Here is a 26,428-nt window from a genome sequence, read left to right as displayed (position 1 = left end):
TTGCCTCCATTATATCACAAGATCAGCTGCTGTTACAATCAAACAAAAAAGAGAGGTTAAGCTCTCTTCTCTTGAATCGTCATTGATTTTTCATGAATATAATCAATTAAGTCAGCCGTTAAGTCATAACGCATAAAAGGAGTGATCAGATAAATGCCATTAAAAGATTCTAAGGCAGAATCTATCAGCCGTTTACTTTCTGCTAAAGCTAGTTCTTGGCAGATTTCCTTGTCATCTTTAACCTTTTCCAGTCTCGCTAGAAATTCTTCTGATAGTTCAATTCCTGGGACTTCATTATGTAAAAAAACAGCGTTATTGTAAGAAGTTATGGGCATAATACCTATAAAAAACGGCTGTTCATAATTCTGTGTAACTTCTTTCAATCCTACAATGGTTTTTGCATTAAAGACTGGCTGTGTAATAAAGTAATCTGCTCCAGCAGCAACTTTTTTATCAATTAAACGGCTTGTTCTGCTTAAATTTTTTACATTAGGATTAAAGGCAGCAGCCACTGTAAAATGAGTTGCTTTTTTAAGACTGGCTCCACTGTAGCCTTTTCCTTGATTTAATTGCTTAATCAGATTTAACAGCTTAAAGCTGGTCGCATCATAAACACTAGTTGCTCCTGGAAAATCTCCAATTTTGGAAGGATCTCCAGTAATAGCAAGAACATGGTCAAAACCCAAGATATCCATTCCTAAAAGGCGTGACTGCAAACCAATCATATTATGGTCACGACAAGCGATATGCAGTAAGAACGGTGTCTCCACCTCTTCTTTCATTAAGGAAGCCATACTAAGATTGCAAATGCGCGTTCTGGCTAAAGAATTATCTGCTAAGGTTATAGCAGCAATCTCCTTTTTATCTAAGGCTTTAACGCCCTCAACAAACTTATCAATCGCCAAAGTCTTAGGAGGATCAATCTCTGCAATAATTGTTACCTCTCTTTTGACCTTATCTACCAGACTTTCTTTCTTTTCAGTCTCAAAAATAGGCTCTTCAGGGTCCGCAGGTGGCAGGGTTACCTTTTTTTCAATCGGTTTGAGACCCCTAATACCGCGTTTAAGAGCCTTGATATGATCCGGTGTTGTCCCGCAGCAGCCGCCAATCAAACGAACACCTTCTTCTACAAACAGTTTCGCACACCGTTCAAAATAATCCGCATTTTGGCTGAAACTGTAGTGCCCCTTTTCATCATCATTGCTAAAAGACAAAAGGCTGGCATTGGGATAAGCCGACAGATAGCTTTGTGCAAACAATGGTACCTGCTTAAAGGACTGAATCATATGGTAAGGGCCCAAATGACAGTTTAAACCTACAATATCAGCACCTAACATCACTAAATGGCTAAAAGCTTCCACCAAGGGACGTCCGCTTTCTGTGATGCCAGCTTCATACAAGGCCATATTCGTTATAATAGGTAAGTCTGTCAGAGGACGCAGGGCTTTAAGAGCAGCAATGAGCTCATCTAGATCATAATAAGTCTCAAGCAACAGACCATCAATTTGTCTAGTCTCTAAAAGAATTTTGGCTTGCTCCACTGTTTCAGAAACGATCTCATCCAAGGTTAGATCGCACTGTTTCAAACCTCTAGAAGCACCAATAGTCCCCAAAACAAATAGGTCATCCCCAGCCGCTTGCCGTGCTAAAGCAACGGCTTCTCGATTAATCTCTTCTACTTTATGATCATAACCAAATCCTTTTAAGCGATGCCTTTTAGCCGCATAAGTATTGGTCTGAATAACATCTGCTCCAGCTGCAATATAGGCTCTATGAATCGATATGATCTTTTCAGGATGGCTGATATTATAGTATTCATGACAGGCTTCTAAACCATCTGCATAAAGAAGGGTGCCCATGGCACCGTCAGCCACTAAAATATCTGTTTTTAGTCTCTCTAGCAATCTGGACATGGACACTTCTCCTTACTTTATTTTCCTAATTTTTGCCGTACCTCTTTAGTTGCGGCTACTAAAACTTTCAAAGCTGCAATAGTCTCTGCTTCCTGCCGTGTTTTTAAACCGCAGTCAGGATTAACCCAAAACTGCTTGGGTGATAACTGCCGCAGGGGTCTTTCAATATTAGCTACCACTTCTTCTTTAGTTGGCACACGCGGTGAGTGAATATCATAAACCCCTAGACCAATACCAAGCGGATAAACAGCAGTTTCAAAGGATTTAATAATATCACCATGGCTGCGGCTGGTTTCAATAGAAATCACATCAGCATCAAGCGCTCGAATAGAGTCAATGATCTCATCAAACTTAGAATAGCACATATGCGTATGAATTTGCGTATTATCTTTGACAGATGATGTCGCAATATGAAAAGCGTGAACAGCATCATCTAAATAAGCTTTTTGTTTGTCTTTGCGTAAAGGCAGACCCTCACGAAGAGCAGCCTCATCCACTTGAATAATAGCAATTCCAGCATCTTCAAGCAGTTTAATCTCATCTTTAATAGCCAAACCAATCTGATTAAAGAGTTGATCACGCGGAATATCTGTTCTTTCAAATGACCAATTAGTTATGGTGATAGGGCCTGTCAGCATGCCCTTAACAGGACGATCCGTTAAACTTTGCGCATAAACGGTTTCTTTAATTGTAATCGGTTCAATATGCTGAACATCACCATATATAATCGGCGGTTTAACAGCACGTGAGCCGTAAGATTGAACCCAGCCCCACTTAGTCGTCGTAAAGCCAGCTAATTTTTGGCCAAAGAATTCAACCATATCCACACGTTCAAACTCACCATGAACCAAAACATCAAGATCAAGATCCTCTTGAATACGAATCCAGCGCTCAATTTCAGCATTGATAAAATCATGATAGGCCTGGTCACTAATTTCTCCGCGCTTCCAAGCCAAACGCGTCTTTCTAATCTCCTGTGACTGCGGAAAAGAACCGATCGTTGTTGTCGGAAGCAAAGGCAGATGCAATCTTTCCTGCTGTAATTCGCGGCGCTTAGCATAATCACTATGCCGTTTGGTAGCTACATGATCCAGATTTTCCAGCTCAACATTTCTAAAATCAGCTGCTTGGAGGGCAGCAAAATGGGCAAGATGCTGATCATAAGCTGAATTTTCTTTGCCGTCTAACCGCTCAGCCAATAGTCTGATTTCCCTTAATTTTTCATCTGCAAAAGCCAAACCATGACGCAAAACAGGTTCTAAATCCGTTTCATTTTTAGTGGTGACAGGAACGTGCAGCAAAGAGCAAGAAGGCTGAATAAAAATCTCAGCAGCATTAGCTTTAAGCTCTTTCAAAAGTTCAGAGGTTCTGGTGAAATCAGAAGCCCAGATATTGCGGCCATCCACAAGGCCAGCAAAAATTTCCTTATCTTTAAAAACACCTGACTGTATAGCTTCTAAATTTTCTTCCAAACCATGAACAAAATCAAGGCCAAAGGCAGCCACAGGCAGCTGAGAGAGAATTTGAGCATCAATCAAAGCTTCAAAGTAAGTTTGAAAGATTAATTTAGCCTGAGGTATTTCTTTAGCAAAGTAAGCATAAACAGATTTAGCTGCTTCAAGATACTTTTCTCCCTCATCTGTCACAAAGATAGGTTCATCAACCTGAATGTAGCTGGCACCTGCCTGCGTTAATTCTGTAAAGATTTGTTTGTAAAGCGGCAAAAGACTTTTAACAGCTGCCGTAAAGTCCTCAATACCAGTTGATAGGGCAACATAAGTAATAGGACCTGTAATAACAGGTTTTGCTTTGTCTCCTACAACTTCTCTAGCTTCTAAATAAAGATCTAAAAGACGATTATTAGTCAATTTTGGCTTTTGTTTGGACCACTCAGGCACAATATAGTGATAGTTAGTATTAAACCATTTTTTCATAGAAGAAGCGACATTGTCCTTGTTGCCGCGGGCAATCGCAAAGTACAAATCAATATCTATGGTTTGATCAGCAAAACGCTTTGGAATAATATTAAACTGAACAGATAGATCTAAAATATGATCATAAAGAGAAAAATCACCCACAGGAACGAAATCAAGTCCAGCATCAAGCTGCTTTTTCAGAAATGCAAGACGTAATTTTTTAGCGCCTGCAGCTAGTTCCTCTGAACTAATTTTCTTAGCCCAGTAAGATTCGATTAATTTTTTCCACTCACGATTTTCTCCTAAACGCGGATAGCCTAAACTCGAAATTTTTGTCATCAGATCCTCCTTTTGCGTTATAAAATAAAAAATGATTATTCATCTCATAACTATAAACTATTCGTTTATTTTTAGTTAAAATAATACTAGATAATCCTTATTAAATCAACCTTTCGAGCTTTTTGTCTTTTTATGCTTTCTTATAGTTTTAAACTATATAGTTAGGGTTTATTATAAAATAAAACTATAACACAAAAAGGCAGGAAGAGATCCCGCCTTCTTTAAATTAATTAAGCTAGCCATTGATCATTAGAGCAAACTATCCTTTTTAAATGCCAGCAAAAAAAGGCAGGATATTTGTTTACTGCCCTTTCTTAAGTAAAATTCTATTTTGCTTTACGCAAATAACCAAACAAGATACCTGATACAATAGCTCCAATAACAATACATACAAAGTAGAGCAGCCAATTGCTGGTCAGCAAGAAGACAAAGATTCCTCCGTGAGGTGCCATCAATTTAATACTAAAGAGACCTACAAGCGCTCCAGTCAAAGCAGAGCCAACCATGAAACTTGGAATAGCACGTGCCGGATCAGCTGCACCAAAAGGAATAGCTCCCTCAGTAATAAAGGATAGTCCCATAACGATATTAGTCAGACCAGCGTCTCTTTCTTCTTGCGTAAATTTATTTTTAAATAATAGGGTAGCTACAAAAACTGCAAGGGGCGGTACCATACCACCGGCCATTACACTAGCCATCACAACAGATCCTCCTTTGGCAAGAACAGAAGCTGTCAAGGTACTGGTTCCAAAAACATAGGCTGCTTTATTGAAAGGACCGCCCATATCAATAGCCATCATTCCCCCTACAATTAAACCTAGTAAAACAGCTGATCCTCCTGAGAGGCCATCAAGAAAACTGTACAAGCCTGTATTGATAGCCGACATAGGAATATTGACAAAAAGCATCAAGAAACCAGTAATAAGTACACCAAAGACAGGATACAAAAGAATGGACTTAATCCCCTCAAGCGATTTCGGCATAAAGGTTAAGGCTTTTTTCAGTACAAGAATAACAGCTCCTGCAAGAAAACCACCCACAAGCGCTCCTAAGAATCCTGAAGGAACTCCGACTAATTTTGCCTGACTGGCCTTTTCTCCAAATTCAAAGAAAGCGACTTTATTGAAAGCAAGTCCTGTAGTTGCCATGCTTCCAGCTACAAATCCAGCTACAAGCCCCGGCTTTTCAGCAATAGAATAAGCGATATAAGCCGCAAATACTGGGATCATAAAGCCAAAGGCAGCATTCCCGATTTGATTGAAGATAGCAGCCAGCTCATGATAGTTACCAAGATGGCTGAGAGATTCCTTTGGAACTCCCATGAATTGATCAATCAAGAAAGAGACAGCAATCATAATACCGCCGCCAATGACAAAAGGCAGCATTTGTGAAACTCCGCTCATCAAATGTTTATAAAAGGCAGCGCCCAAGCTTAATTTTTCCTGATCAGATTCTGCTGCTGTTCCTTCATTTGCAGCAAGATAAACTTCTGCTTTATCATCAAGAATACTATTGATTAATTCTTCAGGTTTTTTGATGCCATCTGCGACAGGACGTGAAATTAATGGTTTACCATTGAAACGATCCATTTCAACAGCTTTATCAGCTGCAACAATCACACCTTTGGCACGCTTAATATCATCTGCTGTTAATTTGTTGCCAATACCTGAGGCGCCATTTGTTTCGACCTTGATAGCTACTCCCATTTCAGCAGCTTGTTTTTTAAGAGCTTCCTCTGCCATATAAGTATGGGCGATACCAGTTGTACAGGCTGTAACTGCCACAAGAAAATCCTGATTATCTGAAGCTGGTTCAGCTGCTTTTGTTTCTTCTTGCTTTTCTTCTTCTGTCTCATTAAAAAGGTTAATAACATCATCAGGGCTCTTTACTTGGCGCAGCTTGTCTGCAAAGCCATCTTTTAAAAGATATTGAGACAGTTCAGCAAGAGCTGCCAAATGCGTATCATTGGCACCATCTGGAGCAGCAATCATAAAGAAAAGATCAACCGGTTCCCCATCAAGAGCTTCATAATCAACACCTTTATTTGATTTCGCAAAAAGGACAGTGGCTTCCTTAACCGCATCATTTTTGCTGTGAGGCATGGCAATGCCTCCTCCAAGACCCGTTGAAGTTTGTGCTTCACGATTCATAATACCTTTTTTAAAGGTATCAAAATCTGTCACTATTCCATGATCCACAAGGCTTGTAATCATCTCATTAATAACAGCTTCTTTAGTAGTTGCCTGCAAATCGAGCAACATGACATCCTTGTTCAGTAAATCCTGAATTTTCATAGTTTTTCTACCTCTACTTTTTTGTAAGTTTCTTTAATAAAGTCAAAGCTAGCTAAATCATCTGAAAAAGCTGTAGCTGTACCGCAGGCAACTCCCCATTTTAAGGCCTCAACAGGATCAGCAGTCTTTGCAAATTCACCTGTAAAGCCTGCTACCATAGAATCACCAGCTCCAACGGAGTTTTTAACCTGGCCTGCAATAGGTTTGGCAAAGTAAGCCGCCTCTGGTGTTACTAATACGGCACCAGCTCCTGCCATTGAAATAATGGCATGCTGAGCCCCTTTAGAAAGGAGCTTGCGCCCATATTTTTCAATATCAGCTATATTATGCAGCTGAACATTAAAGATAGCTTCCAGTTCATGATTATTGGGCTTTACCAACAAAGGCTGATAATGTAAAGCATCTAGCAGCGTTTGGCCTTCAAAATCACAAACAACCTGAGCTTTTGTCTCTCTGACAAAAGGAATCAAGCGCTTATAAACCTGATTGCCCAAGTTGGTTGGTGCACTGCCAGCAAAAACAACTATGTCAGCAGATGTCAGCTTACTCAAAACCTGCTCAAGCTGACTCAGCTGTTCATCTGTAATGACAGGACCTTGCCCATTAATCTCAGTCTCTTGCTGAGACTTAATTTTAACATTAATACGCGTATCCTGATCAACTTTAACAAAAGCCGTTGTAACCTTTTCAGCTGCTAAGCCATCTTCAACGAATTTACCTGTAAAACCGCCAAGAAAACCTGTCGCAGTATTAGCCTGTCCCAGACGTTTCAGGATACGGCTAACATTGATGCCTTTTCCGCCAACATATTTATCATCACTAGCCATCCGATTGACACTGCCCAGCTGAAGCTGGCTGAGGCGAACAATAAAATCAATGGATGGATTAAGAGTTACCGTATATATCATACTTCTATCACCTTCGTTTTCTTTTTAATTTCTTTTAAAAGGATACTGTCAGAACGATTGGTAATAATCGTCACAGCTTCCAGCCGCTCTACTTTAACAAAAGAGGTTTGCCCAATTTTAGAATCATCAGCTAATACATAAGTTCTCTGCGCATTGTCCATGACTGTCTTTTTAATAGCAGCCTCTTCTGTATCAGGCGTTGTTAAAAAAGAATGATCAATTCCATTCATTCCTATAAAAGCTTTATCAAAATTTAACTGCCGCAGCTGACTGACAGCTAGCTGTCCAACGCTAGCATCCGTCGCATTTTTGACATAGCCGCCTATGATCAAAGTCTGTAAATTCTTATCAACTAATTTGGCTGCATGATGGATGGAGTTGGTAACAACAGTTAATTTAGAATGGTCTAAGTGTTCTAATAAAAGCTCTGTCGTCGTCCCTGCATCAATAAAGATAATATCACCATAATCAATCATTTCTGCCGCTTTTTTGACAATCACTTCTTTTAATTGAACGTTTTTGATAGATTTTTGAAGATTGCTTTCTTCTGTACTTAACGAACGATTTCTTTCAGCACCTCCGTGAACACGGTGGAGTTTTTTTCATTGGCCAGCTCATCTAGATCTCTGCGAACAGTTGACTCAGATGTATCAAGGATACCCACAAGAAAGTCCAGTGTAACAAAATCTTCCTGCTTGAGTTTTTCCATAATAATCTGTTTGCGTTCCGATTTTAAAATAAGCCTCACCTCCCATTTGAAATCGTTTACAGTTGCTATTATATACTCCCAGTTTTCACCTGTCAAGCAGTTTCTGTCAAATTCTTTCAAAAAATAACACCATTAACAAACAGGGCAGTTAATGGTGATAAGCAGATAAAACCTTAACAGGAATGTTTTCATTTTTTTGAGCAATGTTAAGTTACAGCTTGATGGCTGTTTGCTCAAGCAATAGTTTTAATTTTTTCGTAAAACAGAAATAAAAGCAAAAAACAGCTCTTATGTCAAGAATAATGAAAATTATTTAAAACGAAAGTCTTATTTAATTAAAGAAGTAGAATGAACCAGACGATTGTCACGTTCAGGATAGATATAGCTGATCGCCTGACTGACAGCGATCGGTGCTTCACCAAAACCTGTAGCAATCAAATCAATCTTACCTTCATAATCAGCAGCATCACCGATAGCATAAATGCCTTTTTGACTGGTTTCAAAAAGAGAAGACACATGAATGCTTGAGCGTTTATAATCAACATTCCAATTTTTCAAATTTTTATTAGAAGTTGAAAAACCAAAACTGACAATTAAGGCATCCAAGTCTAATTCCTTTATCTCCTTAGTCTTGACCTTTTGAATAAGCAAACGATTAACTTGATTTGCCTGACCTTTTAATTCTATAGGCAGATAAGGGGTCAGCAGCTGAACATGAGAAGCTTGCAAAAGTTCTACACTATGCTCATGAGCACGAAAAGCTGTTCGCCGATGAACCAAAGTGACGCTTTCAGCAATTTTATCAAGGGCATTAGCCCAATCCACAGCGGAATCTCCGCCACCGCAAATAACAACTTTTTTCCCTGCAAATTGATCTAATTGGTGGACATTATAAAACAAATTATGATCAGCATAGAGATCCTCATTTTCAAGCCCCAATGTGCGCGGTGCAAAAGCTCCATTGCCGCATGCGATGATAATAGCTTTGGAGAAATGATTCTTTTTATCCGTTTCAATGGTAAAAACATTATCTTCTTTAAGGAAGCTTTTAACCTCTTCCTTCAGACAGATACTGGTTTTATCTTTAAAGCGCTCCAGCTGTTTTATTAACTGTTCTGTTAAGTCAGCTCCTGTAATTGCTGGAAAGCCAGCAATATCATAGATAACCTTTTCAGGATACAAGATAGCTGGCTGGCCTCCCAATTCAGATAAACTTTCAATTATCTTGACACGGACACCGCGTAAACCAGCATAAAAGGCTGCAAAAAGTCCAACAGGTCCGCCGCCTATAATCGTAATATCATAAATCTCTTCTTCAGTTGCCATTTTTCTCCTTTATTTATATCAATAACTGCATATATCAGCTCAAACGGTTAAAAATAATGAAATATTTTTTATTTATCACAGTTCATTTTTTATTTCTTCTAAAAGCTGCCTTTCTTCTTCTGTCAAACAATAGTTTTCCAAAAGATCAGGACGTCTTTGATAGGTTTTGCGAAGACTTTGTTCTAAGCGCCACTTCCGAATGTTAGCGTGATGGCCGCTCATTAAAACATCAGGAACTTTCATTCCTCTGTATTCATAAGGACGTGTATATTGAGGATATTCTAAAAGACCTGATGAGAAACTGTCTTCCTGATGGCTGATGGCTTTGCCTATCACTTCTGGAATCAGCCGCACTGTCGCATCAATTATAGTCATAGCTGCTAATTCGCCGCCTGTCAAAACAAAATCTCCTAAAGAAACTTCATCTGTCACTAAGGTCTTGATCCGTTCATCATAGCCTTCATAATGACCACAGATAAAAATCAGCTCATCTTCTTTGGCTAGCTCTTCAGCATAAGATTGATTAAATCGTTTGCCCGCTGGATCTAGTAGAAGTACACGGGGCTTTTTAGCTGCAATTTTTTCAAAAGTATCAAAAATGGGCTGAGCACATAAAAGCATTCCCTGGCCGCCGCCATAGGGCTCATCATCTACATGACGGGCATTAGCTGCATTTTCACGAAAGTTATGGCAAGTGAGTTTAATGATTCCTTTATGGCGTGCCTTCCCCACAATTGAATGTTCTAGAGCTGTAAACATCTCCGGAAAAAGCGTTAAAACATCAATCTTCATCATCTAACCCTTCTAAGACAGCAACATCAACACGGTTATTTGCCACATCAACATTTAAGACAGCTGAAGGAATGTAAGGAAGCAGTAAGTCTCGCTTGCCTTTTCGCTTTACGACCCAAACATCATTGGCACCAGGCTGTAAAATTTCTTTGACGTGTCCGATTAGCTCGTCATTTTCATAGACATCTAAACCAATAATTTCATGGTAATAAAATTCACCCTCTGCTAATTCAGTCAAATTTTCTTCAGCTACCTTAAGCGTAAAATCTCGATATTTTTCAACAGCATTGATGTGATCAAGTCCTTTAAATCGGATAATATCAAAATTCTTATGCCGACGATGTTTGTCAATTTCCAGATTAGTGATAAACTGGTCATTTTTATCAAATAAGGCCAATTGAGCTCCTTTTTTAAAACGCTCATCTGCAAAATCTGTCACAGACAGTACACGAACTTCTCCTTGCAAGCCTTGTGTATTCACAATTTTTCCAACATTAAAATAATTCATTTTTACTCCACTATCAAAAGTTACTTTTTATTTTACCATCTTGTCCTGCAATTCTCAATAACGTTAAAAAGCAGCAACTGCTGTTACTGCTTCTCATCAATCACAATTCTAACCTTTTTACCTTGAGTTGGGACCGAATAAACAATTGATCTTATCGCTGTAATCGTGCGGCCTTTTTTACCGATAATCCGGCCAATATCACTAGAATCCAAATCAAGATGATACTCCAAAAATTCAGGTGTATCTTCGATTTTTATAGTGAAATGCTCTGGATGTGAAATCAAAGGTTTCACAATAGCGATAATAAGATTTTCAATGGTATCCATAGGCTCTCTACTTTTAGATTATTTCTTGGAATATTTCGCTTCGTGGAATTTTTTCATAATCCCAGCTTTTGAAAGGATACTGCGAACTGTATCTGAAGGTTGTGCGCCATTTCCCAACCATTCAAGAATACGTTCTTCTTTCAGTGTCACTTGATTTTCATCTACAAGCGGGTTGTAAGTACCGACCGTTTCGATGAAACGGCCATCACGCGGTGCACGTGAATCTGCAACATTAATACGGTAGAAAGGTTTCTTCTTAGACCCCATACGAGTCAAACGGATTTTTACTGCCATTTATCAACAATCTCTTTTCTGTTTTTATTTTAGACATAGCTGAGCTATGAACTGCTTCTAGTATAACATAAAAAAAGAGTCTGTCAAGTTTTTTTCTTGACAAATGTTTTAATTTTAATCCTTCTTTACCGGAAACTTGTAAAATGAAAAGAGAATAAGAATGATGTCATTCTTATTCTCTTTTATGGAATACTATAGCCTTATCATTAAATAGCTTGGGTAATAAAGCCGCGGCTTTCAAGCACCCTTACCATAGCATCGGCTGTATCAAGTGCTGTAAAGAGCGGTACGCCATGTTCAATAGCAGAACTGCGGATAGCTGCACCGTCTTCATCAAAGGTTCGCTTAGTACCAACCGTATTAATAATAGCCTGTACCTTGCCTGCACGTACATAGGCAGGGATATCATTGTCATCATTCTCACCCAATTTATTGACAAGAACAGCTTCTAAATGATTTTCAGCAAAGAATTTAGCGGTCCCTTCTGTGGCTAAAATACTGTAGCCAATATTGGAGAATCGGCGTGCTAAATCTAGGGATTCTTCCTTGGTCTCATCAGCGATAGTAAAGATAACATTACCAAAAGATGGAAGGTGGAAATAAGAAGCTTCAAAGGCTTTATAAAGTGCTTTTTCAAGAGTTGAATCTGTTCCCATGACTTCACCTGTTGATTTCATTTCAGGACCTAAAAGGCTATCAACCTTAGCTAATTTGGTAAAGGAGAAAACAGGTGCTTTAACATGTACATTTTGGCTTTCTGGATAGAGGCCGTCTGTATAGCCAAGATCAGCAAGACTATTGCCTAAAATTAACTTGGTTGCTACCTGAGCCATGGGGATATCTGTCACTTTAGATAAGAATGGTACTGTCCGACTGGCACGTGGATTAACCTCAATAACATAAACAGTTTCATCCTTAATGACAAATTGAATGTTCATCATACCAATACAGTTAAGTCCGATAGCTAAGCGTTTAGTGTAGTCCGCAATGGTCGCCTGAACTTCTTTTGAAAGTGTTTGCGGCGGATAAACCGCCATTGAGTCACCTGAGTGGACTCCAGCACGCTCAATGTGTTCCATGATGCCTGGAATCAAGACCTCCTTGCCATCAGAGATAGCATCCACTTCACACTCACGGCCAACCAAGTAAGAATCAACCAATACAGGATGATCTGGACTCGCCTTTACAGCTGTCCGCATGTAAGAACGCAAGTCATTTTCATTTTCAACAATCTCCATAGCACGGCCGCCCAGGACATAAGAGGGACGCACAAGGACAGGAAAACCAATTTTGCGAGCTGAAGCAACTGCTTCTTCTTCATTGCTTGCTGTTTGTCCCGGAGGCTGAGGGATATTTAAATCTTTTAAAGCCTGCTCGAAAAGATCGCGATCCTCGGCACGGTCAAGGTCAGCTACTTGTGTCCCAAGAATGTTAACACCGGCATTTGACAATGGCTCCGCCAAATTAATAGCAGTCTGGCCGCCAAATTGAACAATAACACCCTTTGGCTGCTCTAATTCGATAACGTTCATAACATCTTCAAAAGTTAATGGTTCAAAATAAAGCTTATCAGAAACTGAAAAATCAGTAGAGACCGTTTCAGGATTAGAGTTCATAATGATGGCTTCATAACCAGCTTCTTGAAGTGCTTTGACAGAATGGACTGTCGCATAGTCAAACTCAACTCCTTGACCGATACGAATCGGACCTGAGCCAAGTACAAGGACAGATTCCTTATCAGATTGAACTGACTCATTTTCCCATTCATAGGTTGAATAAAAATAAGGGGTTGATGAAGCAAATTCAGCTGCACAGGTATCCACCATCTTATAAACTGGGATTATCTTGTTATCAAGCCGGAACTTGCGAACATCATCTGCTGTCATCTGCCAAAGTTCAGCAATCTTGCGGTCAGAAAAGCCATTGCGCTTGGCTTCCTTAAGAAGATCAATATCACAAACATGAGCAGCTAGCTCTGCTTCCAGCTCAAAGATATGCAAGAGTTTATCAAGGAAGAAAATATCAATTTTAGTCAAATCTGACAATTCTTCGAGGGAATATCCACGGCGAATTGCTTCTGAGAGATAGAAAAGGCGGTCATCTTGAGCTTTAACAATTTTAGCAATAAGGGCATCATCATTTACCAAAGAAGCTTCTGTCATCTCATTATGGTAAACGCCAATTTCAAGAGACCGGCAAGCCTTAAGAAGACTTTCCTCAATATTGCGGCCAATAGCCATCACTTCTCCAGTCGCCTTCATCTGCGTTCCCAGACGGCGCTCTCCATGTTCAAATTTATCAAAAGGAAAACGGGGAATCTTCGCAACAACATAGTCAAGAGCCGGCTCAAACATGGCATATGTCGTTCCTGTAACCGGATTAATCATTTCATCAAGTGTCAGACCCACAGCAATTTTAGCTGCCAATTTAGCAATAGGATAACCAGTCGCTTTAGAAGCCAAAGCCGATGAACGTGAGACACGAGGATTAACCTCAATAACATAATATTTAAAACTATGAGGATCAAGGGCCAGCTGAACATTGCAGCCGCCTTCAATTTTAAGAGCACGGATGATTTTTAGGCTAGCATCACGAAGCATTTGATTTTCAATATCTGAAAGTGTCTGTGTGGGAGCAAAGACGATGGAATCTCCGGTGTGAATGCCTACTGGATCAAAGTTCTCCATGTTGCAGACAACCAGTGCATTATCTGCGCCGTCCCTCATAACTTCGTATTCAATTTCCTTAAAACCAGCAATTGAGCGTTCAATGAGGCATTGCGTAACAGGTGATAATTTAAGGCCATTTTCAGCAATTTCACGGAGCTCTTCTTCGTCTGAACACATACCGCCGCCAGTACCTCCTAAGGTAAATGCTGGGCGGACAATGACAGGATAGCCAATTTCAGCAGCAAAAGCAACTGCTTCTTCCACACTGTTCACAATATCAGACTCAGGAATAGGCTGTTTAAGATCTTCCATCAACTGCTTAAAAAGATCGCGATCTTCAGCTTGATCAATAGCTGATAATTTTGTTCCTAAAAGCTCAACATCAAGCTCTTCCAAAATACCTGCTTTTGATAATTCCATAGCCATATTGAGGCCTGTTTGTCCGCCTAGAGTTGGCAGCAAGGCATCAGGGCGCTCTTTCCGAAGAATACGTGTGACAAATTCAGCCGTAATAGGCTCAATATAAACCTTATCTGCGATTTCTCTGTCGGTCATAATAGTCGCTGGATTTGAATTGACTAAAACAACATCATAGCCTTCTTCTTTAAGGGCAAGACAAGCCTGTGTCCCAGCGTAGTCAAACTCAGCAGCCTGCCCAATGATAATGGGACCAGACCCAATGACCATAATTTTTTTAATATCAGTACGTTTTGGCATAAGTTATAATTATGATACAAATCCTATAAACGGCAAAGTGAAAGTCAAAAATTCAAGGCAGATGTTTTACATCTAAGCGCTGTTTAGCTCTTTCACACAGTCGTTAGGGCGTGTTCACCTTCGTAAACTTGCTGTATCTTCTCCTTTCTTCATTCGCCGACTCTCTGGGCGGCATTAAATAGTCTTAGCGATCAACCTGCTCTGCTTTAAAGGCATCAATCAGCTCTAAAAACTCATCAAAGAGATAACTGGCATCATGCGGACCAGGTGCTGAGTCAGGATGAAATTGGACGGAAAAAGCGGGATAATAACGATGGCGAACACCTTCAACGGATTGATCATTGATTTCTTCATGCGTTATAATCAGCTCATTTGGAAGCGTGCTGCGATCTACCGCAAAGCCATGATTCTGGCTCGTAAAGTCAATGCGTCCGGTTGCGATTTCACGAACGGAATGATTAAAACCTCGATGGCCAAATTTCATTTTATAAGTCCTTGCCCCGTTCGCCAGACTAAAAAGCTGATGTCCCATGCAGATTCCAAAAATCGGAATTTTCCCTTGAATACCGCGGATCATCTCCAAAGCTTCAGGCACATCCTCAGGATTGCCGGGACCGTTTGACAGCATGACACCGTCTGGACTGAGATTTAAGATTTCTTCTGCACTTGTATTATAAGGGACAACGGTAACATTACAATCTCGTTTTGAAAATTCACGCAGGATAGAATGCTTTAAACCAAAATCAACTAAAATAATATTTTTACCAATGCCAGGTGCAGGATAAGGCGTTTTAGTCGAAACCTGTTCAATATTATTGGTTGGCAGGACAGTCGCCCTCAGTTGATCCTGCAAATGCTCCAGTTCATCACCAGGACTAGCAATCGTCGCTTTCATAGTCCCATGCTGGCGGATAATTTTTGTTAAAGCACGTGTATCAATTCCTGAAATACCAGGAATTTTCTTAGACTTTAAAAACTCATCCAGAGACATTTGGCTGCGCCAGTTGCTTGCCCGTCGCGTATTTTCAGAAACAACAACAGCCTTACAGCTTGGATGAATACTTTCATAATCATCACGGTTGATGCCATAATTACCAATAAGAGGATAGGTAAAAGTTAGAATCTGACCATTATAAGACTGGTCAGTGATAGATTCTTGATAGCCTGTCATACCTGTATTAAAGACAATTTCTCCCGTGACATCAAGATCTGCCCCAAATGCTTGTCCTTCAAAAATTGTCCCATCTTCTAAAATTAAAAGTCTCTTTTCCATTTTTTTACCTTTCCATAAGATACAAGGAGCTAAAATCTGAGTTTGGTAAAGATTTATAGAACCAGTTTCATGCTAAATTCTGGACTTTTACACTTTGCCATGTAAGATTGCTTCAATGATTGCCATACGGACAAAAACTCCATTTTGCATCTGAGCTACAATTCGCGATTTAGAGGCTTCCACTAAATTATCTGCGATTTCAACATCTCTATTGACAGGAGCAGGATGCATAATGATAGCCTCATCTTTTAGCCTGTCATAGCGAGCCTGATTTAAACCATACAGCTTATGATAGCTTTCCTTTGAAAAGCTATCTTTACCATCATGACGTTCATGCTGGACACGTAAAAGCATGAGCACATCAACCTGTTCAACAATGTCATCAAAGGCAACAAACCGGCCGTAAATATCAAATTCTGGCGAATACCATTCCTTAGGACCCGCAAAATAGATTTGAGCTCCTAAACGCTTTAAAATCTGCATATTAGATTTGGCGACGCGTGAATGTGTAATATCGCCTGCAATAGCTATTTTAAGATTTTCAAAAGAGCCAAATTCATCATAAATAGTCATGAGATCCAGCAAACACTGACTGGGATGCTGACCAGAACCATCACCACCGTTAACAATAGAGGTCTGAACAGTTCGGCTATCAATAAGATCCTTATAGTAATCTTCATCAGAATGCCGAACCACACAGATATCAACTCCCAAAGCACTCATTGTTAGGATAGTATCGTAGAGCGTTTCTCCTTTATTGACCGAGCTTGTTTTGGCATCAAACTCTATTACATCTAGCCCTAATTTTTTCTCGGCCACTTCGAAAGATTTATGGGTACGCGTTGATGATTCAAAAAATAAATTAGCTGCAAAATACTGCCTATCCAGTGTAAAAGATACTTCTTTTTTCTTAAAAGCCAAACCTCTTTTAATCAAACCAAGTACTTCTTCATTTGACAAAATTTCCATACTCACTAAATGTTTTAGCGATACGACGCCATCTGTAACTACCATAAAAATCAGTCCTTTTCTGGAAGAATTTGATAAAGAATAATGCCAAGCAGAGTCGAAAAAGCTACACCTGTAATCTGCAGACCTTGAATTTGCAGCGTGAGACCGCCAATACCCGATACTAAAATGACACTAGCAATGAGTAAATTTTTTTTATTGTCAAAGTCTGTCTTATTTTCAATAAGAATTTTCAAACCGCTAGAAGCAATGACACCAAAAAGTGCAATAGATATTCCGCCAATCACCGGAGTTGGGATAGACTGTAAGAGAGCAGATATTTTACCTATAAAGCTCATACAGACAGCCAAAACAGCAGCTCCAGCGATAACATAAACAGAAAAAATCTTATTAAGAGCCATAACGCCGATATTTTCACCGTAAGAAGTGACCGGAGGTGCTCCTAAAATTCCGGCAACAACTTGAGCCAATCCATCTCCTTCTAACGTTTTATCAAGCCCCGGATCCTTGAAAAAATCACGGCCCGTTAAGCTATTAAGAACCATAATATGACCAAAATGTTCTGTCATAGTCACAAAAGCAATCGGTGCCATCGTCAAAATAGCTGACGGATAAAACTTCACATCATAGTTTAAAAAAGGGAGCTGAACTGTTGGCACTTGAATCCAAGAAGCTTTAAGCAAACCTGAAAAATCAATGACTGGCTGATCTGTCAGCAGACCAATCAATAAAGCAAAGATATAACCAAAAATGAGTCCAAACAGTACTGGCATCAAACCTAGCAGCCCTTTGCCATAAATGTTAAACATAATAACAGCTAAAAGAGTAACCAAACCAATCATTAAATAAGTAAGATTATAATGGCCATTTTTATTCATGACATCACTAACAGCATTGCTGGCTAAACTTAAACCAATCACCATAACAATCGGCCCCACAACTACCGGAGGCAAAATCTTATCCAGCCAGGCATTGCCGATTGATTTTACAATCAAGGCTACAGCAAAATAAACCAGACCGCCTGTAAGAGCTCCCTGAGCAACTGCCGCAATACCATCTGTTTTCATCAAGCTCTGCATAGCACCTATATAAGCAAAACTAGACCCCATATAAGCAGGAACCTTGTATTTGGTTACACTGAGATGAACCAGTGTTCCAAGCCCGCTTGATAAAAGCGCAACGGCAGGATCAATACCGACCAGAATAGGAACTAAAACAGTAGCCCCAAACATGGCAAAAAGATGCTGGAAGGAAAGTCCTAACCACATGCTTCTTTTAGGAAAGTCATGAATATCATACCTTATATTATTCATGCATTGTCCTCTTTCGCCAGCAACAGCACATTGTCTTTATCATCAATTTCTGACATATTGACAATAATCTCCTCTGAACTGCTGGTTGGAATATTTTTACCAACATAATCCGCACGTATAGGCAGTTCACGGTGGCCTCTATCTACAAGAACAGCTAAACTCACACGAGCCGGCCGGCCAAGGCTGACTGCATTATCAATTGCTGCACGAATCGTACGTCCCGTATAAAGTACATCATCAATCAGGATAACTTCACGATTGGTAATATCAACCGGCATCGTAGTCGTATTTTCCTCAACCTTTACATCATCACGAAAGGACTTAATATCAAGTTCCCCAAGCGGAACATCTATACCTTCAATCTGCTTGAGGCGCTCCTGAATACGGCGAGCAATAAAGACGCCGCGAGTTTTGATACCAGCTAAAATGATATTGTCAAGATTTTTATTGCGTTCAATAATCTCATAAGTAATCCGTGTGATCGCACGCTTCATTGTGACACCATCAACAATTTCTTTTGTTTTCATAGCATACCTTTCTTTTCGAAAATAAGAAAAAAATCTCCTTTCTGAACAAGGAGATTTCACAAAATAGAGGTACAGTTGTTTTCTGCACATTTTTTCTTCTAGCTCCTTGCCTGCCTCACGGGACAGTGTTAAAGGAATATTCATTTTGATTATTATAACATACTGCTTAGAAATATTTCAAGACTTCTTCTCTTTTTCTTTCAATTAGCCAATCCCTAATAATTTGGATAAAATGGTTGTCAGCCCCAAACTATAAGCTAAAATTGAGGCCGGTTTTCCTAAGACAATGATCAAAGTAAACTGTTTGTAAGACATACTGGTTGTTCCTGCCAAATAACATAATAAATCATCTGGAGCAATAGGAAGAAAAATAGCCCAGGCAAAATATTTGGCAAATTTGCTGTTAGAATTGGTCCGATGTTCATAACTTTCCAAAAGTTTTGGACTGAAAAATGTCTCCAAAGCCGGCCGGCCGAACCGCTTAGCAATATGAAAACCTAAAACAGAGCCTATGCAGATGCCAATATAATTCCAAATAAACCCCCAGAAAGGTCCAAAAATAACAACACCAGCTAAAGTTGAAACGCCTCCTGGCAAAACAGGAATAGCAACCTGAATGATCTGCAGAAGCACAAAAATCAACGGACTCCAAGCACCATAGCGATGCATAGCTGTACGCAGCTTTTTAACATCCGTTAGATAGCCTTTTTGATAAAGATAGACAGCTAATACAATGGTTCCAATAATCACCAGCCAAGCTATTATTTTAAAAGTCAGACGAACATACTTCATCTTGGCTTCAGTTTTAAATGCATTTGAATTCCTCATAAAACCATTGTATCAAAAACTTTAAAAATATACTGTAAAGGAAAGGCGTAAAATTAAAAGTTAAAATGCTACCTTCTTACTGATGGCGCAATTGTTCTAAAGTGGTTTGAAAAATAGCTGGCGGATCTGCACTAAAAGTCAGCAGTTTGCCAGTTCTAGGATGGGTAAAACCTAAAGTCTTGGCATGAAGAAACTGACCCTTACCTTCTAAAGTTTTTTTAGGACCATACAAAGGATCTCCGGCAAGCGGATAGCCAATATAGGCCATATGGACACGAATCTGATGTGTTCTTCCTGTTTCAAGAGTCACCTCTAACAAGCTATAATTGCCAAAACGCTCTGCAACTTTAAAATGTGTCTTGGCTTCTTTTCCTTTAGCTGTGACAGCCTGTTTCTTACGGTCCCTGTCACTGCGGCCTATTGGTGCTTCAATCACCCCGCGATCACTGGATGGATTGCCATGGACAATAGCAAGGTATTTCCGAAGAGACTTCTTTTCCTTTAATTCTTTAGCTAATATTTGATGAGCGTAATCATTCTTAGCAACCATCAAAAGTCCAGAAGTATCCTTATCAATACGATGGACAATACCAGGTCTTACCACACCGTTAATAGAAGATAGGTTTTTAATATGGTAAAGAAGGGCATTCACCAATGTTCCGCAAGGATGACCTGCAGAAGGATGAACAACCATTCCCTGAGGTTTATTGATAACAGCCACTTCATCATCTTCATAAACAATATCCAAAGGAAGATTCTCAGCTTGATAGGCTAGAATTTTTTCTTCAGGCAATTTATAAACAATGGTATCGCCTATCTGAACCACATATTTAGCTTTTTGTTTGTTCCCATTTACCAGCACAGTGCCTAATTTAATCTGCTCACTCGCCTGACTGCGCGATAATACTGTCAAATCTGCCAAAGCCTTATCTAAACGTTTTCCAGCTTCTTTAATTTGAATTTCCATTTTTTTCTTCTTTCCATAAAGCCCATATTAAAAGAGCAATCCCTACACTTAAATAAGAATCAGCGACATTAAAAATAGCGAAATCAACAAAATCAAGATGGATCATATCTACCACATAACCTAAGCGCAAGCGATCAATAAAATTCCCTAAGCCGCCTGAAATAATCAGAAGCAAACTTAGAAGCAGCCAAATATTGTCTGTTTCAATATTTTTCATAAGGTAATAAACAGCACCGCCCAAAACCAAAAGCGTTATGAGCAGAAAAAACCATTGCTGATTCTCCAATATCGAAAAGGCAGCTCCTGTATTTCTAAGGTAGGTTAAACTAATCAGATGCGGTATAAATCCAACCACTGTTCCCAAACGGATAGTATGCACAATCCATAATTTACTGATTTGATCCAGCAGTACTAACAGAAAAACACTTGATAATAGGGTTAGCTTTCTCATAAGGACTCCTTGGTCTGAAAAGTCTCAAAGTAATTAAACATAACATTGATAAATTTAAGGGCACAAGTTGACAGGTGGCTGCTGTTACGCCTGACATAAACCATGCGATTATCCAGCTCATCATCTAAAGGAATGACTGTAATACCGTTCACACTGCGGCTGTCTAAAAAACCAGACCCTGTTGCATAGGCATCAGTACGCTCCAAGATCCCATTTAAAGTAGCCCGGTCTGTCACATTATACATCAAAGAGCTGTCTGTCGTATCTACCAGATTTTCTGAATAATAAAGATATTCATCTTTTTCCTGTGTGAATCGTACCGTTTCCAACCCCTTTAAATCAGCCATTGATAAAGACTTTTTTTGAGCCAAGGGATGGTCCTGACGTAGGTAAATATGTGTTTTAAAAGGGATCATTTCAATAAATTCAAGGCCTAATTTATCCATTCTTTGCAAAATGCCTTTACGGTTCTGCTGATTCATGTAGATAATGCCAATTTCACTGTGTCCCTGGGAAACTTCGTCTAAAATCTGCGCCGTTGTTGTTTCAAAAATTCGAAAATCCTTATACTCAGGATACTGATCTGAAAAAGCAGTCAAAAGCGGCGGTAAAAAATCATAATGCTGACTAGCTACTGAAAATTGCCTTTTTTTCTTATTGGGCTTAGCATAACGATTTTCAAAAGAATCAAAACTTTTAACCACTTCCAAAGCCTGCTCATAGAAATTCATACCTTGACTGGTTAAAACGGTTCCTGTCGTAGTCCGCGTAAAAATCTGAAAGCCAAGTTCTTCTTCTAAATCTTTGACCGAAACAGACAGACTGGGCTGACTGACAAAAAGTTTAGCAGCTGCTTCTCGAAAAGTTCCGCTGTTTGCAATGGCAACGATATATCTTAATTGCTGAATATTCATTTTTTTACTTTCTTTTTAACCTAATATCCCTATTATACAAAAAAATCACGTCTTGCGCGTGATTTCTTATCATTTTCTTTTAATTTAGATGAGCTCTTTGATATCGAAGCATCATGAAGCCTATTTAACTTTGTTCAACGAGTAGCACAAGTATACAGTTAACTCAAGTATAAAGTCAAAGCTATTAAAACGATAACAAGGATATTATTTAGCATATGCATCATAATGCTATATTCTAGTCTATTTGATCGTTGATAGACCCAAGCAAGTACCATCCCCATACCGGCATAAGTTACCCAGCTTCCTATGCCATCAGGATGATGAATATAACCAAAAGCAAAAGCACTGGTTAAAAATCCAATCAACGATCCTTGCTTAAAAACACGCGTCATAAGCAAACCACGAAAGATTGTCTCTTCAATAATAGGAGCGAAAATAATCGGCATGAAAAAAGCAAGCCAGGGATTCATATGCATAATGTTTACAAGGCCTTCATTATCATTAGTTGGTTTCATTCCCTCAAGATTAGCCCTAATAACTGAACCGCACAGCTGAACAAATAAGTTCATCAAAAAAGCTGAGATAATCAGCTGCCAAGCTTTTCTCGTTTTTAAGGTTTTGAATTCCTCTAAAAGTCCCAATTGCCGGGCTAAGAAAATCACAATAGCAAGAAACAGTAAACTGATTAGTGTTAATAAGATCACTTGCCAGATTTCTCGCACATAGACATATTTTTCAATCCAAAAATATATCTGACAGAGCACTAAAGCTAGAACAAAGTATAAAATAGAATTAAAAAATGATTTAAGTGTCATGCCCTCTCCTTTCAGACAGCTCTATACCTACAGGATAATACCAGAGCAAAGTCTAGTGTTAGTTGGTTATTCATTAATAAAGAATTCATTTGAATTATACTGTAAGTCATCCACCATTTTTATTATAACGCCATAAAATATCATTGACAATATCATTTTACACAAACAAAGGGTATCTGTTTCCATGATTATCAGCTTATTTTCACTTATCATTTCATTAAAATATTTATCTAGCACTACGGATAATAGACTATTCTTTTTAGCATACGGTATTATAATGGCATATTGATAAGGATTTTTTATGTACATTTGATGAAAGTAAAAACAAATTATTATCAAATCCATTACATCTTTCTTTCATTTTTCAAATTCTCTAGAAAAGAATAATAAGAGTGATACAATAGGGGCATTATTATTTACTCTTTACAGATAAGGAGAAGATTTATGAAAAGACAAAATAATGTTAAGTTTTTTAGCAAAAAGCGTTGGCTAAAAACTATCGGAGCAACGATCGTTTCACTTGCTGCTTTAAACTATGCTGGTTTAGCTGATGCCAATCAAGCAACAGTTGCTAATGCCAAAACTGCTTCATCTATACAAACTAGCAAAGTCTCTCAACAGATTTCCGCAGCTAAGGGTAATCAAACAGTTCCAACTCAAGTAGATAGCAAAAAGACTGGATTTATCACCAAGGCTGATGGAAATACCTACTATATAAATGAAAAAGGAATAGCAGTCACCGGTTTACAATCTATTGACGGCAAAACCTACTATTTCTCTTCTGCAGGTGTCTTGCAAAAAGATACTCTCCAATTTATTAATATGAGCTACTATTACTTTGATAAGGATACTGGTGCAGCCCTTACAAATCAATTTAAAGCAGATAAGTATCAGCAAATCTACTATTTTGGAAAAGACGGCAAAGCCGTTGATGGTTTCCAAACAATCAATCAAAAACAATACTATTTTTACAACTACCACCTTGTCCAAAATAGACTTATAGAGATCAACAGAGATGTTTACTATTTCGATGCTAAAGGACAGCCGCTTTCTAATCAATTTATCACTTGGAACGGCTACACCTATTACTTAGGAAAAGATGGCAAAGCTCTCACTGGCTGGCAAACGATAGAGGGAAAACGTTATTATTTCAGTGATAAAAATGGTGATCGTCCCGGCCATCAAACAAAAGGCCAAATGTATAAAGGAAGTAATGTTTATACTATTGACGGTCACAAATACCTTTTTGATACAAACACCGGTCAGGTCTTGACAAATCGTTTTGGTTTTTATCAAAATGCCTGGTACTATTTTGACAGCGAAGGTAAAGCGGTTAGCGGCTGGCAAACGATAGAGGGAAAAAGGATGTACTTCCGCCCAAATACTGATAGCCAAAAAGAGGCTCAAGTTAAGGGCGAACTCATTGATATAGATGGCAGCCTCTACTATTTTGACCAAGATTCTGGTGAGCTTTGGACTAATCGCAGCCTAACTTACAATGGTAAAAACTATCAGATTGATAAAGACGGCAAAGCTACGCTAACCCCTTAAAAACAGCAATTGACAATTTACCCCTTTTTTGCTCTATTGCCATTTGGCTTGATGAGCAAAAAAGGGGTAAACTTTTCCATTAATCTATTAAAAAATCCAAATGTTTATTTTAAATAGGTCGTTCTTAAGCTGTGAGCAGCTTATGCTTTAAGTATTTGAGCATAAGCTTGGACCAATAAAGATATCTCTGTCTTATTTTTACATCATTAGCAAACTTTTGCTATATTTTTTAAAGTATTATAAAGATAATTAAAAGGATTGAAGTTCTGACCGTTTACAGAACTTCAATCCTTTTAATCAATAAGTTATGTCGTTTTTTGAACTAATATCAGTTCATTTCTTTTTCAGAATTATTTTGCAACTGGATAAACAGATACTTGTTTTCTATTGCGGCCTTTACGTTCGAAGCGAACAACCCCTTCGATCTTCGCAAAAAGTGTATCATCTCCACCACGGCCGACATTAGCGCCTGGATAGATATGTGTTCCACGTTGACGGTAAAGAATTGAGCCGCCTGTAACCGTTTGACCATCAGCTGCTTTAGCACCAAGGCGTTTGCTTTCTGAATCACGTCCGTTAGATGTAGAACCGCCACCTTTTTTGTGGGCAAAAAATTGCAAGTTAGCAAGATTCATTTTTAACATAATGTTGTGTCCTCTCTTAAATTATTTGGACCTAATCTTAGCTGTTACAAATTCTGGAGAATTTTCAGCAAGATTGGTTATTCCTAGGAGAAAAGATTCAAATAATAATTGAACTTTCTCATCTGATTTGTTGGCTATATGTGATAAATCCACCTTCATATAACCGCCATCAATCTCATCCATTTGCAAATCAACTGTGCAGTCTGCTAAGACTTTCAAGGCGTTAACCAAGTTTATTGATAAAGCCGAAACAGCTGCGCATACGATATCAAAGCCGTACTCACCACTTCCAGCATGACCGGTCAGCTCAACACTTTCCAGTATACCCTTGTGACGAATAAAAGTTGCTTGAATCATATCAGTTTATCTTAAGCATTGATAGCCTTGATAACAACTTTGGTATAAGGCTGACGGTGACCTTGTTTACGGTGGCTGCCTTTTTTAGGTTTATATTTGTAAGTAACAACCTTCTTTTGTTTTCCTTGTTTTTCAACAGTACCAACAACAGTAGCTCCAGCAACAAGCGGAGTACCAACAACCGTTTTGTCACCGCCGACAAGAACAACTTGATCAAATGTTACTTCTGCTCCAGCTTCAACATCAAGTTTTTCAACATAAATCGTTTGGTCTACTTCAACTTTAACTTGTTTGCCGCCAGTTTTGATGATTGCATATGTGCTCATTATGCACCTCCTATAAAATTTTTGTTCGAGGAAATTCCTCCGTGAAGACTCGCCTAAATCGTGAACTGTTACAATTACTTAAAAACGATTTTCGTGCGGTTGCACAGGAACGTGCATAGTCAACTTTATAAGTATAGCACTTCTGTCAGCCTTTGGCAAGTTTTTTTGATTTTTAAAAATGAATTTCCCAAAAAAATTAGATATACCGTCGAACCTGCTTCATATAATCCTGATAGCTACTCCCAAATTGGACCAAACACCATCTTTCCTCAGCAAGGATGATCCAGTGAGCAGATAGTTGAAAAAGAATCAGAATGATGACGAAAGGGATAGAGCGCAAAAGCATAGCCATTCCTAAAAAGCAGATAAAATAAGCGAGATACATGGGATGACGGGAAAAGCGATAAATCCCTTGGGTATTCATGCCCTTATCATCAGGCTTGGCAAAGTGAGCGACACAGACAGCGCACAACAGCAGTCCCAAAAGGTAAATAAACAAGCCCAGATAGAAAAACCACGAAAAATCCAAGTCAACCTTAGTAAAGAAAGTCGGCAAAAACAAGGCTAGGTTGCTGATTTGATAGCCTAGGTAGGCTATTTTTTCCTTGCCCTGAACCGGCGCAAAATAGGCTGCTCGAGGCAGAGCTTTTCTACTAAAATGAGCCATAAAAGGAAAACGAATCAGCAAGAATGGAATCCAAAGGAAAAATCCAAGCACTAACGTCACCTTCTTTCATATATAGCAATAAGATTCAATGAAAATCTAAGAACTGCTTGATTTT

24 protein-coding genes, 1 pseudogene and 1 other annotated feature are annotated in these 26,428 nt (G+C 38.9%); of the genes and pseudogenes, 1 reads left to right on the top strand and 24 read right to left on the bottom strand.

The window, feature by feature from the left end:
* Positions 1–56: 56 nt before the first annotated feature.
* The 20 genes and pseudogenes from STRMA_RS02515 to STRMA_RS02420 form a co-directional block, all read right to left on the bottom strand.
* A complete protein-coding gene (locus STRMA_RS02515; RefSeq protein ID WP_003080482.1) occupies positions 57–1,913 on the bottom strand; it encodes a bifunctional homocysteine S-methyltransferase/methylenetetrahydrofolate reductase in 1,857 nt (618 codons plus the stop codon).
* 17 nt (positions 1,914–1,930) lie between these two features.
* The gene (gene metE / locus STRMA_RS02510; RefSeq protein ID WP_003079234.1) at positions 1,931–4,168 is read right to left on the bottom strand and encodes a 5-methyltetrahydropteroyltriglutamate--homocysteine S-methyltransferase; all 2,238 of its coding nucleotides are present in this window, start codon (positions 4,166–4,168) and stop codon (positions 1,931–1,933) included.
* Positions 4,169–4,494: 326 nt separating this feature from the next.
* Positions 4,495–6,462, bottom strand: coding sequence for a PTS fructose transporter subunit IIABC (locus STRMA_RS02505; RefSeq protein WP_003081564.1), 1,968 nt, complete (start codon positions 6,460–6,462; stop codon positions 4,495–4,497).
* The gene (gene pfkB, locus STRMA_RS02500; RefSeq protein WP_003079916.1) at positions 6,459–7,370 is read right to left on the bottom strand and encodes a 1-phosphofructokinase; all 912 of its coding nucleotides are present in this window, start codon (positions 7,368–7,370) and stop codon (positions 6,459–6,461) included. The genes STRMA_RS02505 and pfkB overlap by 4 nt, the downstream gene beginning before the upstream one ends.
* A pseudogene (locus STRMA_RS02495) lies at positions 7,367–8,079 on the bottom strand (DeoR/GlpR family DNA-binding transcription regulator). Before STRMA_RS02495 ends, pfkB begins: the two are co-directional and overlap by 4 nt.
* 327 nt (positions 8,080–8,406) lie before the next feature.
* On the bottom strand, positions 8,407–9,405 hold the full coding sequence (locus STRMA_RS02490) for an NAD(P)/FAD-dependent oxidoreductase (protein ID WP_003082284.1): 999 nt from the start codon (positions 9,403–9,405) through the stop codon (positions 8,407–8,409).
* 75 nt (positions 9,406–9,480) lie between these two features.
* Positions 9,481–10,197: a tRNA (guanosine(37)-N1)-methyltransferase TrmD gene (gene trmD / locus STRMA_RS02485; RefSeq protein ID WP_003078578.1), complete on the bottom strand. Its 717-nt coding sequence runs from the start codon at positions 10,195–10,197 to the stop codon at positions 9,481–9,483.
* Positions 10,187–10,705 (bottom strand): ribosome maturation factor RimM, encoded by a 519-nt coding sequence (gene rimM / locus STRMA_RS02480; RefSeq protein ID WP_003080772.1) that lies wholly within the window; start codon positions 10,703–10,705, stop codon positions 10,187–10,189. The genes trmD and rimM overlap by 11 nt, the downstream gene beginning before the upstream one ends.
* Positions 10,706–10,788: 83 nt before the next feature.
* Complete coding sequence (locus tag STRMA_RS02475) at positions 10,789–11,031, bottom strand: KH domain-containing protein (protein WP_003079020.1); 243 nt, start codon at positions 11,029–11,031, stop codon at positions 10,789–10,791.
* Between the two features lie 18 nt (positions 11,032–11,049).
* Positions 11,050–11,325 carry a 30S ribosomal protein S16 gene (rpsP, locus tag STRMA_RS02470; protein WP_003081353.1) on the bottom strand — a complete coding sequence of 92 codons (276 nt, stop codon included), beginning with the start codon at positions 11,323–11,325 and terminating at the stop codon, positions 11,050–11,052.
* A gap of 206 nt (positions 11,326–11,531) precedes the next feature.
* Complete coding sequence (gene carB / locus STRMA_RS02465; RefSeq protein WP_003079376.1) at positions 11,532–14,711, bottom strand: carbamoyl-phosphate synthase large subunit; 3,180 nt, start codon at positions 14,709–14,711, stop codon at positions 11,532–11,534.
* 184 nt (positions 14,712–14,895) lie between these two features.
* Positions 14,896–15,984, bottom strand: a complete 1,089-nt coding sequence (locus STRMA_RS02460) for a carbamoyl phosphate synthase small subunit (protein WP_003079902.1) — start codon at positions 15,982–15,984, stop codon at positions 14,896–14,898.
* An 87-nt stretch (positions 15,985–16,071) separates the two neighbouring features.
* Positions 16,072–16,998: an aspartate carbamoyltransferase catalytic subunit gene (locus tag STRMA_RS02455; protein ID WP_003078842.1), complete on the bottom strand. Its 927-nt coding sequence runs from the start codon at positions 16,996–16,998 to the stop codon at positions 16,072–16,074.
* A gap of 5 nt (positions 16,999–17,003) precedes the next feature.
* Positions 17,004–18,266 carry a uracil-xanthine permease family protein gene (locus STRMA_RS02450; protein ID WP_003080468.1) on the bottom strand — a complete coding sequence of 421 codons (1,263 nt, stop codon included), beginning with the start codon at positions 18,264–18,266 and terminating at the stop codon, positions 17,004–17,006.
* On the bottom strand, positions 18,263–18,793 hold the full coding sequence (gene pyrR, locus STRMA_RS02445; RefSeq protein ID WP_003082251.1) for a bifunctional pyr operon transcriptional regulator/uracil phosphoribosyltransferase PyrR: 531 nt from the start codon (positions 18,791–18,793) through the stop codon (positions 18,263–18,265). The genes STRMA_RS02450 and pyrR overlap by 4 nt, the downstream gene beginning before the upstream one ends.
* Positions 18,794–18,997: 204 nt before the next feature.
* Positions 18,998–19,585: a TVP38/TMEM64 family protein gene (locus STRMA_RS02440; protein ID WP_003079015.1), complete on the bottom strand. Its 588-nt coding sequence runs from the start codon at positions 19,583–19,585 to the stop codon at positions 18,998–19,000.
* Between the two features lie 112 nt (positions 19,586–19,697).
* The gene (locus tag STRMA_RS02435; RefSeq protein WP_003081798.1) at positions 19,698–20,588 is read right to left on the bottom strand and encodes an RluA family pseudouridine synthase; all 891 of its coding nucleotides are present in this window, start codon (positions 20,586–20,588) and stop codon (positions 19,698–19,700) included.
* Positions 20,572–21,039 carry a signal peptidase II gene (gene lspA / locus STRMA_RS02430; RefSeq protein WP_003078609.1) on the bottom strand — a complete coding sequence of 156 codons (468 nt, stop codon included), beginning with the start codon at positions 21,037–21,039 and terminating at the stop codon, positions 20,572–20,574. The genes STRMA_RS02435 and lspA overlap by 17 nt, the downstream gene beginning before the upstream one ends.
* Positions 21,036–21,953 (bottom strand): LysR family transcriptional regulator, encoded by a 918-nt coding sequence (locus STRMA_RS02425; RefSeq protein ID WP_003081516.1) that lies wholly within the window; start codon positions 21,951–21,953, stop codon positions 21,036–21,038. The genes lspA and STRMA_RS02425 overlap by 4 nt, the downstream gene beginning before the upstream one ends.
* A 158-nt stretch (positions 21,954–22,111) precedes the next feature.
* Positions 22,112–22,768, bottom strand: coding sequence for a CPBP family intramembrane glutamic endopeptidase (locus STRMA_RS02420; RefSeq protein WP_003082187.1), 657 nt, complete (start codon positions 22,766–22,768; stop codon positions 22,112–22,114).
* Between the two features lie 444 nt (positions 22,769–23,212).
* Between STRMA_RS02420 and STRMA_RS02410 the strand changes: the two genes are divergently transcribed.
* Positions 23,213–24,319, top strand: a complete 1,107-nt coding sequence (locus STRMA_RS02410) for a cell wall-binding repeat protein (protein WP_003081000.1) — start codon at positions 23,213–23,215, stop codon at positions 24,317–24,319.
* Positions 24,320–24,669: 350 nt separating this feature from the next.
* On the opposite strand, the gene rpmA is transcribed toward STRMA_RS02410, so the two are convergent.
* The 4 genes from rpmA to STRMA_RS02390 all read right to left on the bottom strand — a co-directional run bounded on the left by rpmA (position 24,670) and on the right by STRMA_RS02390 (position 26,364).
* Positions 24,670–24,963 carry a 50S ribosomal protein L27 gene (gene rpmA, locus STRMA_RS02405; RefSeq protein WP_003080889.1) on the bottom strand — a complete coding sequence of 98 codons (294 nt, stop codon included), beginning with the start codon at positions 24,961–24,963 and terminating at the stop codon, positions 24,670–24,672.
* Positions 24,964–24,984: 21 nt separating this feature from the next.
* Positions 24,985–25,320 carry a ribosomal-processing cysteine protease Prp gene (locus tag STRMA_RS02400; protein ID WP_003079119.1) on the bottom strand — a complete coding sequence of 112 codons (336 nt, stop codon included), beginning with the start codon at positions 25,318–25,320 and terminating at the stop codon, positions 24,985–24,987.
* A gap of 11 nt (positions 25,321–25,331) precedes the next feature.
* A complete protein-coding gene (rplU, locus tag STRMA_RS02395; protein WP_003082482.1) occupies positions 25,332–25,646 on the bottom strand; it encodes a 50S ribosomal protein L21 in 315 nt (104 codons plus the stop codon).
* A gap of 35 nt (positions 25,647–25,681) precedes the next feature.
* Positions 25,682–25,757: a sequence feature (ribosomal protein L21 leader region), on the bottom strand.
* An 85-nt stretch (positions 25,758–25,842) separates the two neighbouring features.
* Positions 25,843–26,364, bottom strand: coding sequence for a methyltransferase family protein (locus STRMA_RS02390; RefSeq protein WP_003080333.1), 522 nt, complete (start codon positions 26,362–26,364; stop codon positions 25,843–25,845).
* Positions 26,365–26,428: the final 64 nt, after the last annotated feature.

The sequence above is a fragment of the Streptococcus macacae NCTC 11558 genome, from assembly GCF_000187995.2.
Taxonomy (GTDB): domain Bacteria; phylum Bacillota; class Bacilli; order Lactobacillales; family Streptococcaceae; genus Streptococcus; species Streptococcus macacae.
The sequence above is the reverse complement of the archived record's forward strand: the minus strand, read 5'-3'. Positions and strand labels throughout refer to the sequence as shown.

Coding starts and splice junctions, on each gene's coding strand:
- STRMA_RS02440 (WP_003079015.1), bottom strand. CDS start 19,585: ATGAAGTATGTTCGTCTGACTTTTAAAATAATAGCTTGGCTGGTGATT.
- STRMA_RS02410 (WP_003081000.1), top strand. CDS start 23,213: ATGAAAAGACAAAATAATGTTAAGTTTTTTAGCAAAAAGCGTTGGCTA.
- rpsP (WP_003081353.1), bottom strand. CDS start 11,325: ATGGCAGTAAAAATCCGTTTGACTCGTATGGGGTCTAAGAAGAAACCT.
- STRMA_RS02420 (WP_003082187.1), bottom strand. CDS start 22,768: ATGACACTTAAATCATTTTTTAATTCTATTTTATACTTTGTTCTAGCT.
- STRMA_RS02425 (WP_003081516.1), bottom strand. CDS start 21,953: ATGAATATTCAGCAATTAAGATATATCGTTGCCATTGCAAACAGCGGA.
- rpmA (WP_003080889.1), bottom strand. CDS start 24,963: ATGTTAAAAATGAATCTTGCTAACTTGCAATTTTTTGCCCACAAAAAA.
- STRMA_RS02435 (WP_003081798.1), bottom strand. CDS start 20,588: ATGGAAATTCAAATTAAAGAAGCTGGAAAACGTTTAGATAAGGCTTTG.
- metE (WP_003079234.1), bottom strand. CDS start 4,168: ATGACAAAAATTTCGAGTTTAGGCTATCCGCGTTTAGGAGAAAATCGT.
- STRMA_RS02490 (WP_003082284.1), bottom strand. CDS start 9,405: ATGGCAACTGAAGAAGAGATTTATGATATTACGATTATAGGCGGCGGA.
- pyrR (WP_003082251.1), bottom strand. CDS start 18,793: ATGAAAACAAAAGAAATTGTTGATGGTGTCACAATGAAGCGTGCGATC.
- STRMA_RS02450 (WP_003080468.1), bottom strand. CDS start 18,266: ATGAATAATATAAGGTATGATATTCATGACTTTCCTAAAAGAAGCATG.
- STRMA_RS02475 (WP_003079020.1), bottom strand. CDS start 11,031: ATGGATACCATTGAAAATCTTATTATCGCTATTGTGAAACCTTTGATT.
- STRMA_RS02400 (WP_003079119.1), bottom strand. CDS start 25,320: ATGATTCAAGCAACTTTTATTCGTCACAAGGGTATACTGGAAAGTGTT.
- lspA (WP_003078609.1), bottom strand. CDS start 21,039: ATGAGAAAGCTAACCCTATTATCAAGTGTTTTTCTGTTAGTACTGCTG.
- trmD (WP_003078578.1), bottom strand. CDS start 10,197: ATGAAGATTGATGTTTTAACGCTTTTTCCGGAGATGTTTACAGCTCTA.
- STRMA_RS02460 (WP_003079902.1), bottom strand. CDS start 15,984: ATGGAAAAGAGACTTTTAATTTTAGAAGATGGGACAATTTTTGAAGGA.
- rplU (WP_003082482.1), bottom strand. CDS start 25,646: ATGAGCACATATGCAATCATCAAAACTGGCGGCAAACAAGTTAAAGTT.
- rimM (WP_003080772.1), bottom strand. CDS start 10,705: ATGAATTATTTTAATGTTGGAAAAATTGTGAATACACAAGGCTTGCAA.
- STRMA_RS02505 (WP_003081564.1), bottom strand. CDS start 6,462: ATGAAAATTCAGGATTTACTGAACAAGGATGTCATGTTGCTCGATTTG.
- STRMA_RS02455 (WP_003078842.1), bottom strand. CDS start 16,998: ATGGTAGTTACAGATGGCGTCGTATCGCTAAAACATTTAGTGAGTATG.
- STRMA_RS02515 (WP_003080482.1), bottom strand. CDS start 1,913: ATGTCCAGATTGCTAGAGAGACTAAAAACAGATATTTTAGTGGCTGAC.
- carB (WP_003079376.1), bottom strand. CDS start 14,711: ATGCCAAAACGTACTGATATTAAAAAAATTATGGTCATTGGGTCTGGT.
- pfkB (WP_003079916.1), bottom strand. CDS start 7,370: ATGATATATACGGTAACTCTTAATCCATCCATTGATTTTATTGTTCGC.